The sequence below is a fragment of the Vreelandella xerophytica genome (genome assembly GCF_968048975.1).
In genome coordinates, this window is sequence record NZ_OZ309106.1 from 641,577 (window position 1) to 654,064 (window position 12,488).

Below are 12,488 nucleotides of genomic sequence, written 5' to 3' on the forward strand. Positions count from 1 at the left end.
GCGCCGGGTCGATTCGACGGTGGCTTCCATGTTAGCGCCATTGAAATGGCTGGACGTTGAGCTGGGTCAATAAAGCCGCCCGCTAGGGCGAGTGGGCAGCGTGGGGCAAAAGCGCCCAGAGCTGATAAAGCGCAAAGCCGATAATGATGATGGCGGCGCCTGCGCGGGTCGCGGGATGGCGGATAAGGCCGCTCAAGGCGCGCGCGGCAAGGCCAGTGGCCAGCAGGGCGGGCAGAGTGCCCAGACCGAAGGCCCCCATGATCAGCGCGCCCTGGCGCGGGTCCGCGGTGGCCATGCTCCAGGCCAGCATGGAGTAGACCAGCCCACAGGGCAGCCAGCCCCAAAGCGCGCCGAGCACGAAGGCCTGGGGCAGGTGCACCACCGGCATCAGGCGCCGGCCCAGGGGTTCGATAAGACGCCACAGGCGCCGCCCCAGCCCTTCGAGCCAAAGCAGCCCCTTCCACCAGTTGGCGATATACAGCGCCATGAGTATCAGCATGACTGCGGCGATTACCTGCAAGATCAGGCGGGCGGCGGGGGCAAGCGAGACCAACGTCCCCAGTCCCGCGACCAGGGCGCCGGCCAGCATATAGCTTATGATGCGCCCGGTGTTGTAGCTGAGCAAAAGCCCTGTCATGCGCGCGGGGTGGCGCATGCTGGGAGGCACGGCAAAGGCCAGCGCGCTCATGATGCCGCCGCACATGCCGATACAGTGGGCGCCCCCCAGCAGGCCGAATACCAGCGCGGCGAGAAGCGGGGGCAGATCGAGCCCGGTGGGGTTCATGAGGGCGGCTCCCTGGACGCAGGCGAATCATCGCTTGGGCGGTGCTTTGCAGGCGGCGGCAAGTCGTCGTCGAACAAGATGCGGTGGGCAGGGCCTTCCAGGTCGTCGAACTGGTCGTTTTTCACCGCCCAGAAAAACGCCCAGACAGCCAGGCCCAGCAGCGTCAGGGAAAGCGGAATGAGCAGATAGAGAATCGTCATGCGCTTACCGTCCGGCCAATGGAGGGTGTGATCGTCTGAGCGCGTGGGCGGCGGTTCAGGCGCAGAGCGTTGCCCACCACCACCAGCGAACTCAACGACATGCCCAGGGCAGCAAGCCAGGGCGGAACAAGGCCCAGCGCCGCCAGAGGCAGGGCCAGGGCGTTATAGCATACCGACCAGGTCATGTTCTGACGCATGATGCGCTGGGTCATCCGCGCGATCATGAGGGCCTCGGGTATGCGCTCAAGGCGTGGGCTCAGCAGCAGGGCGTCGGCTCGGGTACGCGCCAGGTCGGTGGCACTGTTCATTGCCAGGGCCACATCGGCGCCGGCGAGTACCGGCACATCGTTGATGCCGTCACCCACCATCAGGACACGCTCGCCGCCGGCCTGTAGCGCGCGAAGCCGGTCAAGCTTGGCCTCGGGCGTGGCATCGAACTGCCAGGTCTCGATTCCGAGTGTCTCGGCCAGGCGCTCGACGGCGTAGGCGGTGTCGCCGGAGAGAAGCTCTACCCCGACCCCCTGAGCCTTCAGCTTGGCGATGGCAGCGGCGGCGTCCTCGCGCAGGCCGTCCTCGAGCTCGAACCAGGCTTTGGGGACGTACTCCTCGCTGAGCAGCAGCCACTGGCCTGGCCCGGGGGGCGTAAGCTCGGCATCTGCGGCGAATGCCGGCCGGCCCAGGCGCCAGGTAGCACCGCCCAAGGTGGCGCTCAGCCCGAAACCGGTGTGTCGGGTAACGTCCCTTGCCGTCGGTGTCGCCTCCTTGAAGGGGCGAAACGCCGAGGCGATCGGGTGTTCGGAGTGAGCTTCCAGAGCGGCGGCGATACGTCGAGCCTCGCCGGGTGAGAAGGCGGCATCCAGGGTCTGTGTGGCGTTCAGGCGCATCTCGCCGCGGGTCAGGGTGCCGGTTTTATCGAACACCACGCGGGTGACGCCGGACAAGGCCTCCAGGGCGTCCGCCCGGGTGATCAGCACACCGCGCCTGGCAAGCTGGCCGTGACCCGCGGCAAGGACGGTAGGCGCTGCCAGGGCGAGCGCGCAGGGGCAGGTCACCACCAGTACCGACAGTGTGATCCAGAATGCCCGAGTCGGGTCGATGAACGTCCACGCGATGGCGACACCCATCGTTACCAGCAGCAGACGAAAGACGAAGCGGTGAGCCATTCTTTCTGCCAGCCGGGCGAGCTTCGGCCGGCTGGCAAAGGCGCGGTCGGTCAAGTCGAGAATATGGGAGACCGTCGCCTGACGGCCTGGGTGGGTGACGCGAACCACCAGCGCGTTTTCCATATTCTGGCTGCCCCCGGTCACCCGTTCCCCCAGGCGCCGGGTAACGGGCAGATACTCCCCGGTGAGCATCGACTCGTCCAGGCTCGACTCGCCCTGCTCGATGATGCCGTCGGCGGGAACGGTCACGCCGGGTTTCACCAGGATCAGATCATCTCTTTCAAGATGGCTTGCAGGCACGACCCGCTCGTCGCCATCAGCGTCCAGGCGCACCGCGGAGGCGGGCAGCGCGCCGCTCAAGGCGTTGCCGCTACGGCCATTGCGCCGCCTGGTACGTGCCTCGATATAGCGGCTGAAGAGCAAGAAGAAGGTGAACATGGCGATGGAGTCGAAATAGACCTCGCCCTGGTTGAACACCACTGCATAGGCGCTGGCCAGATACGCCCCGCCAATGGCCAGCGCCACCGGCACTTCCATGCCCAGCCGGCGATGGCGAAGTTCACGCAACGCCGTCTGGAAAAAGGGCCAGGCGGAGAACAGCACCACCGGCGTGGTCAGCGCAAGCGACAGCCAGTGGAACAGGGCGAAGAAGTCCGCACTCAGCTCACCCGGGCCTGCCACGTAAATCGGGATGGAGAACATCACCACCTGCATCATGCCGGCAGCCGCCACGATCAGACGGCGCACGGTCATGCGTTCATCCGCCTTCAGCCGCTTCTGGGCCTGGTCGGGCTCGAAGGGCATCGCTTCATAGCCGATGGCGGCCAGCTCGGCAAAGATGCGGGAGGGCGTGAGTGTTGCCGGGTCCCAGCTCACCCGCAGGCGGTGGTCGCTGAGATTGACCGCGCTGCTGGTGATACCCTCCAGCGCATTGAGGCGGTGCTCGATGAGCCAGGCGCAGGCCGCGCAGGTGATGTTTTCCACGGCAAGCGTGGCGCGAACGCCTGCCTCCTGTGGGTGGACGAACTGGGCCTGCAGGTCGGGATGGTCAAAGGCCGACCAGGTTTGCGTTCGGGCGGCCTGTCCGCTGTCCGGACGGGCGGAAAGCTCGGTACGGTAGCGGTAGTAGTTCTCGAGCCCGCCCTCGACGATGGCGTGCGCCACCGCCTCGCAACCGGGGCAGCAAAGCGGATGCACGGTGTCGTCCAGGGTGATGTGCCAGGGCGCGCCGGCAGGCACCGGCGTGCCGCAGTGATAGCACGGCGCCGTCATGGCGCGCGGCTCCCGCCGGGGGCAAGCAGGGTGGCGTTCTCACTGGGCAGGGTGATCTCGCCGGTGAGCCGCCAGTCCGGCGAGTCCTGCGGGGTGAGCGCGACGTACCAGCGGTGACGCAGCCCCGCCGGGGCCTGGCCGACGTAGCGTCCGTCGCGGCGATGAGTCAACGCCAAGGTGACGTCCCGGTTGTCCTGGGTAGGAAAAATCAGGTTCAGCGTCAAAGTGTCCGGTCTGTCCTGGCCGGTCAGATCCAGAACCACGTCCTGGGTGAGCGGGTCGATGATGAGCGTCGCGCCAAGGTTCAGGGCGTCGGCGCGCTCGGCCTTGGCGAGTACCGTATTGATCGCCTTGCCATGTTCAAAATAGTCCTCCTGTACCACCATGCCGTCGAAGGTTCTGATGGCAATCACCGCAAAGCTCACGCTCACCAGCATCGAGGAGAGCAGCAGGGTGATCAAGAACCAGGGCCAGAACTGGCGATACCAGGGGGGCGGCGCGGAATCCAGCATGGTGGCTTACCTCCTCTCGCCGCTTAAAAAACGCGTTTCTCGCTCGGCGCGTATGTCCGCGTGCTCGGCCTGCAGAATAAGGTTGAGCGCCTGGCTTGGCGCAAGCCCCTCGGCGGGGGCGGTCACGCTCACTACCTGGGCGCGGGTGGCGCCAGCGGGCACTTTCAGCGTGTGGGCACTAAGGCGGGCGCCGGGGATGCCCTCGGCGCCCAGTTGATAGGTGCGCGCCTGACGATCGCGGTTGCGTACGATCAGGCGGTAAACGTTTTGAATCTCACCGCTGGCTGTCGTGGTGTAGAGCGTGGCCCGCGCGCGCTCGGCCTCGAAGCTTACCGGCACCCGCTGGGTCAGTGCAAAGGCCAGCGCCCCCACGGCCACCATCAGGGCTGCGAAGTAGCCAAGAAGGCGAGGGCGAACCAGTGAGGGTACGCCTCCCTCCATGCGGTTCTGGGTGGCGTAGCGAATCAAGCCCCGAGGTTTTTTGATGCGATCCATTACGGTGTTGCAGGCATCCACGCAGGCGGCGCACTGAATGCAGGCGTACTGAAGCCCGTCGCGAATATCGATACCCGTCGGGCATACCTGCACGCAGAGCTCACAGTCGATGCAATCACCGCCGGGGGCGGTGGGGGTTTTAAGCGTGTGGCGCCCACGGGGTTCGCCTCGGGCAGCATCATAAGCCACTGTCAGCGTATTGCGGTCGAACATCACCGATTGAAAGCGTGCGTAGGGGCACATGTAAAGACATACCTGCTCGCGCAGCCAGCCGGCATTGAGGTAGGTGAAAAAGCTGAAAAAGCCCACCCAGAACACGGCCCAGCCGTGAGACTCGAGTGTTACCAGATCCACCACGAGTGTGCGGATCGGCGCAAAGTAGCCCACCACTGTGAGGCCGGTGGCCAGCGCGATCAAGGCCCACAGGACGTGCTTGAGCGCCTTTCGGCTCAGATGAGAGGCGGGCCGCGTGCGATCCAGACGGATACGCCGGTGGCGCGAGCCCTCCAGGCGGTGTTCTACCCACATGAACAAGAAGCTCCAGACGCTTTGCGGGCAGGTATAGCCGCACCACACCCGCCCCGCCAGCACGGTAATGCAAAAAAGCCCGAAGGCGGCCACGATGAATAAAAGCGCCAGAAGAATGAATTCCTGCGGGTAGAACGTGGCAAAGAAAAGGTGAAATTCGCGTCCGGGAATATCCAGCCAGATAGCCGGTCGCCCCTGCACGTCAAGCCAGGGCAGCAGGAAAAAGCCCGCCATCAGCACGACGTTCAGGCAGCGGCGAATCCGCTGGAAACCCCCCTGGCTTTCGCGCACATAGAGCCGGGCGCTGTTCGCTGCGGGCTTGCCAGTGGGGCGTGGGGTTATATCCTGGGCGGGTATCGGCTGCATCAAACTCCAGCTCAAGAGAGAGGGCGTGCTATCGCGTGCAGAGATGATAACAACAATTGCACGCTCATTTGTTGCTTTGAGTTAGCTTTCACGCCGCCGAGGTGCGGCGAATTGGCGCCTGCTAGGGGCCTGGGGCGCGGTCTTGACGGTCAAGTCGCAGGCTGTAGACGTAGGCGGCCACCAGGTGCACGCGCTCGGCGCCGATAAAGGGCGCCTGGGCGGGCATCTGGCCGCGTCGGCCATCGGTCAGGGTTTGGCGAACCGCGTCCGCCACGCTTTGGCCGGGGGCCTGGTAGAGCCAGGTATCGTTGGTCAGGTTCGGTGCGCCGAGGGCCTGGTTGCCGGTACCGTTCGGGGCGTGGCAGGCCACGCAGAAACTCGAATAGGTGGCCTCGCCGCCCTCGGCGCGCGCGGGTTCGTGCTCGAGCCCGGAAAGGGCGAGCACGTAGTGAGTCAAATCCTCCAGGGTCTCTTCCCCCAGGTGCCCCCAGGCGGGCATCACCCCGCGCCGCCCGTGGGTCAGGGTCGCAACAAGCGTCTCGGGGTCACCGCCGTAGAGCCAGTCGTCGTTGGTCAGGTTGGGGAACCCGTCGCCGCCCTGGGCATTGACGCCATGACACATGGCGCAGTTGTTCATGAAGATGCGCTCGGCGATCTGCATGGCCTCGCCATCCTGGGCCAGCTCGGGAATCGCCACACGGTGGTACTGGGCGAAAATCGGCCCGAAGCGCGCCTCGGCGGCGGCGACCTCTTCCTCCCACTGCGCCTCCTGGCTCCAGCCCAGAACCCCGCGAAAGTTGCCGAGGCCTGGGTAGAGCGCCAGATACGCCAGCGCAAACACGATGGTGGTCACGAAGAGGTAGAACCACCACTTGGGCATGGGGTTGTCGTACTCTTCGATACCGTCTGCACTAAAGCCGGTGGTCGCACTTTCACCATCCGCTCCCGGGGTATGGTCGCGCCCGTCGTTGGCCATCACCACCCAGACCACCAGCGCCAGGGTGCCCAGGGTGAGCACGATGACCCAGGCGCTCCAGAAGCCGGGCAGGGCGCTGTCCCATAAATCGCTCATGGGCGCGTCTCCTGCTCGCTGTCGACGCTATTGTCCCCGGGCGAGTCCACGCCGGGTGTCTCCACGCCGGGCGTCTCCTCATCGGCGAAAGGCAGGTTCGCTGCTTCGTTGAAATCCTCCTGGCGGCGTCGGGAGTACGCCCACGCCACGATGCCGATAAAGGCCATGATCAAAACCAGGGTGATCAGCCCGCGAAAGGTGCCGGTATCCATCTAGCGCGTACCCTCCAGAACGGTACCCAACTGCTGCAGGTAAGCAATGAGCGCGGTGATCTCCGGGGTGCCGCGCACCTGCTCTTCGGCGTTTTCGATCTGCTCGGTCGTGTAGGGAACGCCGAGGCGTTTCAGCGCGCGCATCTTGGCAGGAGTGGCCTTGCCGTCAAGCTCGCGCTGAAAAAGCCAGGGGTAGGCCGGCATGATGGACTCCGGCACCACATCGCGCGGGTTGTACATGTGCGCGCGGTGCCAGGCGTCACTGTAGCGCCCACCCACCCGGGCCAGGTCCGGCCCGGTACGTTTGGAACCCCACAGGAAGTTGTGTTCAAAAAGGCCTTCGCCGGCCACGTTGTAGTGGCCGTAGCGCTCGGTTTCGGCGCGAAACGGGCGAATCATCTGGGAGTGGCACCCCACGCACCCTTCGCGGCGATAGATATCGCGCCCTTCAAGCTCCAGGGCGGTGAGTGGTTCGAGCCCCTCCACGGGTTCGGTGGTGTCTTCTTGAAAAAATAGCGGCACGATCTCGGCAAGCCCGCCAAAGCTGATCGCCACCAGGATTAGTGCGCCCAGAAACCCGGCGTTCTTCTCCACCAGCTCATGCTTCATGGCGCCCTCCGGCAAGCGTAGCGCCTTGCGGCGCCTTGGCCTTTTGCGGCACTTGACGATACTTCACCGTCATGTAGACGTTGAACGCCATCACCAGCATGCCCGTCAAGAAGAACAGCCCGCCGAGCAGGCGCACCAGGTAGCCTGGGTGGCTGGCCTCGACGGCGTCGACAAAGCGATACATCAGCGTGCCATCGGCATTGATCGCCCGCCACATCAGTCCCTGAATGACACCATTGACCCACATGGCGGTGATGTAGAGCACCGTGCCTATGGTGGCAAGCCAGAAGTGCAGCGAAATGAGCGCCACCGAGTGCATCTGGGTGCGCCCGTAAAGACGTGGAATCATGTGATACAGCGAGCCGAAGGTGATCATCGCCACCCAGCCAAGGGCGCCTGCGTGAACGTGGCCGATGGTCCAGTCGGTATAGTGGGAGAAGGCGTTGACGGTCTTGATCGCCATCATCGGGCCCTCGAAGGTCGCCATGCCGTAGAAGGTGAGCGCGACCACCAGAAAGCGCAGGATCGGATCAGAACGCAGCTTATGCCAGGCGCCGGAGAGCGTCATGATGCCGTTGATCATGCCGCCCCAGGAAGGCACCAGCAAAATGATCGACATCACCATGCCCAGCGACTGCGCCCAGTTGGGCAGGGCGGTGTAGTGAAGGTGATGCGGCCCGGCCCACATGTAGATCATGATCAGCGCCCAGAAATGGACGATGGACAGCCGATAGGAGTAGATCGGCCGCTCGGCCTGCTTGGGCACGAAATAGTACATCATGCCCAGAAACCCCGCGGTCAGGAAAAAGCCCACCGCGTTATGGCCATACCACCACTGCACCATGGCATCCACCGCTCCCGCGTAGAGCGAGGTGGAGTACATCGGCGTGACCGGAAGGGCTGCGTTGTTGACGATATGCAGCACCGCCACGGTGATGATGAACGCCGCATAAAACCAGTTGGCCACGTAGATATGCGACGTGTTGCGCCGCTTCAGGGTCATCAGAAAGACCACGGCGTAGCTTATCCACACCACTGCCAGCAAGACGCTGATCGGCCACTCGAGTTCGGCGTACTCCTTGGTGGTGGTGTGGCCAAGCGGCAGCGATACGAGCGCGGCGACGATTACCGCCTGCCAGCCCCAGAAGGTGAAAGCGGTCAGGCGATCGCTGTAAAGACGGGTCTGGCAGGTACGCTGCACCACATAATACGAGGTGGCGAACAGCGCCGAGCCGCCGAAGGCGAAAATGACCAGATTGGTATGCAGCGGTCTCAGGCGGCCAAAACTCGTCCAGGGGAGGCCCAGGTTGAGCTGGGGCCAGACCAGCTGGGCCGCCAGCAAAAGTCCTACCGCCATGCCCACAATGCCCCACACCACGCTCATCATCGCGAACTGGCGAACGACGGTGTAGTTGTAGGCGGGTTCCACGCTTTTCAGTACTTGGCTCATAGGGGCTTTCCATCGAACGCAGGGAGGGCTTTTCAAGCCCTGCGGGAGTCTAGCGTAGCGGCGCGCCAAGCTAAATAGCGCGTGAAATGAAAACCGCCTTCAATTGTGACACTTTTGATTGACGAAGTGGGGGCAGTTGCGGCATCCTTCGTCGGCGCTCAAGGCAGCCGGTTCGGCTCGTGCAGGCAACACGCTAATTTGAATCAAAAATTCATAAAGCGTATTGACAGCAGCCCGAAACCCGGTAGAATGCAGCGCCACGTGACCAGCGGGTGGTTAGCTCAGTTGGGAGAGCACCAGCCTTACAAGCTGGGGGTCACTGGTTCGAACCCAGTACCACCCACCATTTTTAATGGGTTGGAAACGTGTTGCAGTAACTGTTGATGCAATAGTGGACCGGTAGTTCAGTTGGTTAGAATGCCGGCCTGTCACGCCGGAGGTCGCGAGTTCGAGTCTCGTCCGGTCCGCCATCATCACTTTTATTGCTCTGTGTTATCGCTATTCGGACCGGTAGTTCAGTCGGTTAGAATGCCGGCCTGTCACGCCGGAGGTCGCGAGTTCGAGTCTCGTCCGGTCCGCCATCGATAACATACGCTATAGTGATTGAGCGTTTTCGACGCTTCGATCATGGGTGGTTAGCTCAGTTGGGAGAGCACCAGCCTTACAAGCTGGGGGTCACTGGTTCGAACCCAGTACCACCCACCATTTGAAAGCGCCTCTGAACCGCAATCAAATGGTCGTTCCAAAAGTGGACCGGTAGTTCAGTCGGTTAGAATGCCGGCCTGTCACGCCGGAGGTCGCGAGTTCGAGTCTCGTCCGGTCCGCCATCAAGTTTCCTTCCTGCTTTGTCCTCTCTACTTCGTATCTCTTTTTCTTCGTATCCTTTTTCCGACATTTATTGAGCCTTTTCGCGCGCTCGATAGCCTGTTCACGATTGCCAAAAAAACCCCGAGCCAATGCCCAGGGTCATGTCCGCGTGCCTGGCGTTTAGCCAATGGCAGCGGCGCCGGCCTTGGCGACCTGTACGTCCTGGTCGGGTTTCACGCCGGAAATGCCCACCGAACCGACCACCTGGCCATCCACGGTGATCGGCACCCCGCCGGAAAGCAGGCCCTGCAGCGGAGCGGAGACAAACGCCGTGCGGCCATTGTTGATCATCTCCTCGAATACCTGGGTCTCCTTGCGGCCCAGTGCGGCGCTGCGTGCCTTTTGCGTGGCGACCTCGGCGCTGAAGGGCGCGGCGCCGTCCAGGCGGCGAAGGCCGAGCAGGTGGCCGCCATCGTCAGCCACGGCAATGGTCACCGCCCAGCCTTGGCTGTCGGCTTCCTTTTGCGCAGCGTCTAGAATGGCGGTCACATCGGTCTGGCCCAGAATGGCTTTGGTTTGCATGCTGCTTCCTTTTTGATGTTGTTAAGCCGCGCGGACGCGGCCTTGGGGTTTGAACGCAGGTGTTATACCAGGGCGTCGTCGACGATCTCCACCCAGTGGCGTACCGGCGTGCGGTTGGCGCTGGCCAGATGCGTCTGACAGCCGATGTTGGCAGTGACGATCATTTCCGGCTTGCCGGCTTCCAGGGCGTTGAGCTTGTTATCGCGAAGCTTTGTGGCGATTTCGGGCTGGGTAATGGAGTACGTACCTGCCGAGCCGCAGCACAGGTGGCTGTCCTGCACGGGGGTCAGCTCGAAACCGAGCTTTGTCAGCACGCCTTCTACCGCACCGTTGAGCTTCTGAGCATGCTGCAGCGTGCAGGGACAATGAAAGGCCAGGCGCTTGGGTGCTTTCACGGCCAGTCTTTCCAGCGGCTCCGCGCGCAGCACTTCGACGATATCCTGGGCCAGTTCGCTGATGCGACTGGCTTTTTCGGCGTAGGCGGGATCTTCCTTGAGCATCTCGCCATACTCCTTGATGAACGCCCCGCAGCCGCTGGCGGTTTGCACGATCGCCTCGACCCCCTGCTCTACATGGGGCCACCAGGCGTCGATATTGGCGCGCATGCGCGCACGTCCCGCCTCCTGGGCGTTCAGGTGAAAGTCGATTGCCCCGCAGCAGCCGGCCTCGGTCACCGGCGTCAGCCCAATGCCCAGCCGGTCCAGAAGCCGGGCGGTGGCGGCGTTGGTATTGGGCGAAAGCCCCGGCTGCACGCAGCCCTCCAGTATCAGCATCTGGCGGGCGTGCTGAGTGGTTGGTCGTTTGCCCGCATCCACCGCAGGCGGCGGCATCTTGTGTCTGAGCGTGGCGGGCACCAGCGGCTTGAAGGTCTGGCCGAGTTTCAAGAGCGTCTGAAAGCGCTTGGGCTCGACCATCATCTTGCGCAGCGCAAAGCGCGTGGCGCGCTCACTCGCCGGTCGCGGCACCCGACGCTCGATCTCCGCACGGCCGATGTTCAAGAGCTTGTGATACTCCACCCCGGACGGGCAGGTCGTTTCACAGTTCTGGCAGGTCAGACAGCGGTCCAGATGAAGGCGCGTTTCCTCGGTCACCTGGGTGTCGTCGTCACGGCTCTCCAAAAGCTCCTTCATCAGGTAGATACGCCCGCGCGGGCCGTCGCGCTCGTCGCCCAGAAGCTGGTAGGTCGGGCAGGTGGCATTGCAAAAGCCGCAGTGCACGCAGGTACGCAGGATGCGTTCGGCTTCCTGGATATGCGGTTTCTGGCGATCTGCATCGGTAAAGTGCGTCTGCATGAAAGCTCTCCTTAAAGCCCCGCGTAAAGGCGGCCCGGGTTGAAAATGCCGTGGGTATCGAGCTCGGCCTTGAGCTTCTGGTGGTACTTCTTCACCACTGGGTCGAGCGGTGTAAACGGCGCTTCGTCACCGCTCTGGGCCTCGGGCGTAAAGCAGGTGGCGTGTCCGCCGACCTCCTGGCACGCCTTGCGCAGCGTCTGCCCGTCGCGGGTTTTGATCCAGCGCTGACAGCCCGCCCAGTCGTAAAAGATATCCGCTTCGTCGATATCAAGCTTTATCGGCCGGGTATGCGGTGGCAGCGAGGCGCGCCACAGTGCCTGGCCGTCACCCAGCGTGAAAAAGTCGTGCTGGTGATCGCGAAGCCTCGACCAGAAATCCGCTTCAACCGTCTCGCCGCCCAGGCGCTCACGAGTTGCCTTCACCGAACTTTCGCCACCTTCCAGACGGATGAACAGCGCGTTTTGGTGCCACGCCGCTCCGGTCATCGGCAAGGGCTCGCGGCCGAGTCTGGAGAGTGTCGTCAGCGCGTCATCGATGCTGATGCCGTCCAGGCGCAGGCTATGGTAGGCGCTGGGTTTGGGCAGCACCTTGAAGGAGATGTCGGCCAGCACGCCAAGTGTGCCCTGGGCGCCGGTCATCAACCGCGAGACATCGTAGCCGGCGACGTTTTTCATCACCTCGCCGCCAAAGCGCAGCTGTTTGCCCTCCTGGGTGATCACGTGGCTTCCCAGCACGAAATCGCGCACCGCTCCCGCCCAGGGGCGGCGCGGCCCGGAAAGCCCGGTGGCAACGACCCCGCCGATGGTGCTGGCCGGGCCAAAGCGCGGCGGCTCGAAGGGCAGCATCTGGTGATGCTCGCCGAGTGCTTCTTCCAGGACGTTCAGGCGCGTACCCGCGCGCACGGTGACGACAAGCTCCACAGGGTCGTAGGAAACGATGCCGCTGTGTTCGGCCACGTTGAGCGCGATACCCTCTACCGGACGGCCGTAAAAGCCGCGGGTGTCGCCGGCCACGATGCGCAGCGGCGCTCGGGTCTGGTACGCGTTGGCGACCTGCTGGCAAAGCGCCTCACTGATATCGCGATCCGGTACTTGTATTGCGGGGTCTGTCATGGTCATTCCTTTATATTGCTACCGGGCCGGCG

Annotated in this window: 12 protein-coding genes and 5 tRNA genes; 5 read left to right on the plus strand and 12 right to left on the minus strand. The window is 63.5% G+C overall.

The window, feature by feature from the left end; genetic code table 11:
- Positions 1-82: 82 nt before the first annotated feature.
- From ACWF8S_RS03030 to ccoN, 9 genes are all read right to left on the minus strand, one after another.
- On the minus strand, positions 83-784 hold the full coding sequence (locus ACWF8S_RS03030) for a sulfite exporter TauE/SafE family protein (protein WP_447555351.1): 702 nt from the start codon (positions 782-784) through the stop codon (positions 83-85).
- On the minus strand, positions 781-984 hold the full coding sequence (gene ccoS, locus ACWF8S_RS03035; protein WP_447555352.1) for a cbb3-type cytochrome oxidase assembly protein CcoS: 204 nt from the start codon (positions 982-984) through the stop codon (positions 781-783). Before ccoS ends, ACWF8S_RS03030 begins: the two co-directional genes overlap by 4 nt.
- Positions 981-3,419: a heavy metal translocating P-type ATPase gene (locus tag ACWF8S_RS03040; protein ID WP_447555353.1), complete on the minus strand. Its 2,439-nt coding sequence runs from the start codon at positions 3,417-3,419 to the stop codon at positions 981-983. Before ACWF8S_RS03040 ends, ccoS begins: the two co-directional genes overlap by 4 nt.
- Positions 3,416-3,931 (minus strand): FixH family protein, encoded by a 516-nt coding sequence (locus ACWF8S_RS03045; RefSeq protein ID WP_447555354.1) that lies wholly within the window; start codon positions 3,929-3,931, stop codon positions 3,416-3,418. The genes ACWF8S_RS03040 and ACWF8S_RS03045 overlap by 4 nt, the downstream gene beginning before the upstream one ends.
- A gap of 6 nt (positions 3,932-3,937) precedes the next feature.
- Complete coding sequence (ccoG, locus tag ACWF8S_RS03050; RefSeq protein ID WP_447555356.1) at positions 3,938-5,320, minus strand: cytochrome c oxidase accessory protein CcoG; 1,383 nt, start codon at positions 5,318-5,320, stop codon at positions 3,938-3,940.
- Positions 5,321-5,441: 121 nt separating this feature from the next.
- Entirely contained in the window at positions 5,442-6,392 is a 951-nt protein-coding gene (gene ccoP / locus ACWF8S_RS03055) for a cytochrome-c oxidase, cbb3-type subunit III (protein ID WP_447555357.1), read from the minus strand.
- A complete protein-coding gene (locus tag ACWF8S_RS03060) occupies positions 6,389-6,604 on the minus strand; it encodes a cbb3-type cytochrome oxidase subunit 3 (protein ID WP_447555358.1) in 216 nt (71 codons plus the stop codon). The genes ccoP and ACWF8S_RS03060 overlap by 4 nt, the downstream gene beginning before the upstream one ends.
- Positions 6,605-7,213, minus strand: a complete 609-nt coding sequence (gene ccoO / locus ACWF8S_RS03065) for a cytochrome-c oxidase, cbb3-type subunit II (RefSeq protein WP_447555359.1) — start codon at positions 7,211-7,213, stop codon at positions 6,605-6,607.
- Positions 7,203-8,663 (minus strand): cytochrome-c oxidase, cbb3-type subunit I, encoded by a 1,461-nt coding sequence (gene ccoN / locus ACWF8S_RS03070; RefSeq protein WP_447555360.1) that lies wholly within the window; start codon positions 8,661-8,663, stop codon positions 7,203-7,205. Before ccoN ends, ccoO begins: the two co-directional genes overlap by 11 nt.
- A 270-nt stretch (positions 8,664-8,933) precedes the next feature.
- On the opposite strand from ccoN, the gene ACWF8S_RS03075 reads away from it, so the two are divergent.
- From ACWF8S_RS03075 to ACWF8S_RS03095, 5 genes are all read left to right on the plus strand, one after another.
- Positions 8,934-9,009, plus strand: a tRNA-Val gene (locus tag ACWF8S_RS03075).
- A 47-nt stretch (positions 9,010-9,056) separates the two neighbouring features.
- Positions 9,057-9,133, plus strand: a tRNA-Asp gene (locus ACWF8S_RS03080).
- Positions 9,134-9,167: 34 nt separating this feature from the next.
- Positions 9,168-9,244 (plus strand) — tRNA-Asp (locus tag ACWF8S_RS03085).
- A gap of 48 nt (positions 9,245-9,292) precedes the next feature.
- Positions 9,293-9,368: transfer RNA gene (locus ACWF8S_RS03090), tRNA-Val, on the plus strand.
- 45 nt (positions 9,369-9,413) lie between these two features.
- Positions 9,414-9,490, plus strand: a tRNA-Asp gene (locus ACWF8S_RS03095).
- A gap of 160 nt (positions 9,491-9,650) precedes the next feature.
- Here ACWF8S_RS03095 and ACWF8S_RS03100 read toward each other — a convergent pair.
- From ACWF8S_RS03100 to glcE, 3 genes are all read right to left on the minus strand, one after another.
- A complete protein-coding gene (locus ACWF8S_RS03100) occupies positions 9,651-10,052 on the minus strand; it encodes a heme-binding protein (protein WP_447555361.1) in 402 nt (133 codons plus the stop codon).
- 62 nt (positions 10,053-10,114) lie between these two features.
- Positions 10,115-11,344 carry a glycolate oxidase subunit GlcF gene (gene glcF, locus ACWF8S_RS03105; RefSeq protein ID WP_447555362.1) on the minus strand — a complete coding sequence of 410 codons (1,230 nt, stop codon included), beginning with the start codon at positions 11,342-11,344 and terminating at the stop codon, positions 10,115-10,117.
- Between the two features lie 11 nt (positions 11,345-11,355).
- Positions 11,356-12,456 (minus strand): glycolate oxidase subunit GlcE, encoded by a 1,101-nt coding sequence (glcE, locus tag ACWF8S_RS03110; RefSeq protein WP_447555363.1) that lies wholly within the window; start codon positions 12,454-12,456, stop codon positions 11,356-11,358.
- Positions 12,457-12,488 lie beyond the last annotated feature (32 nt).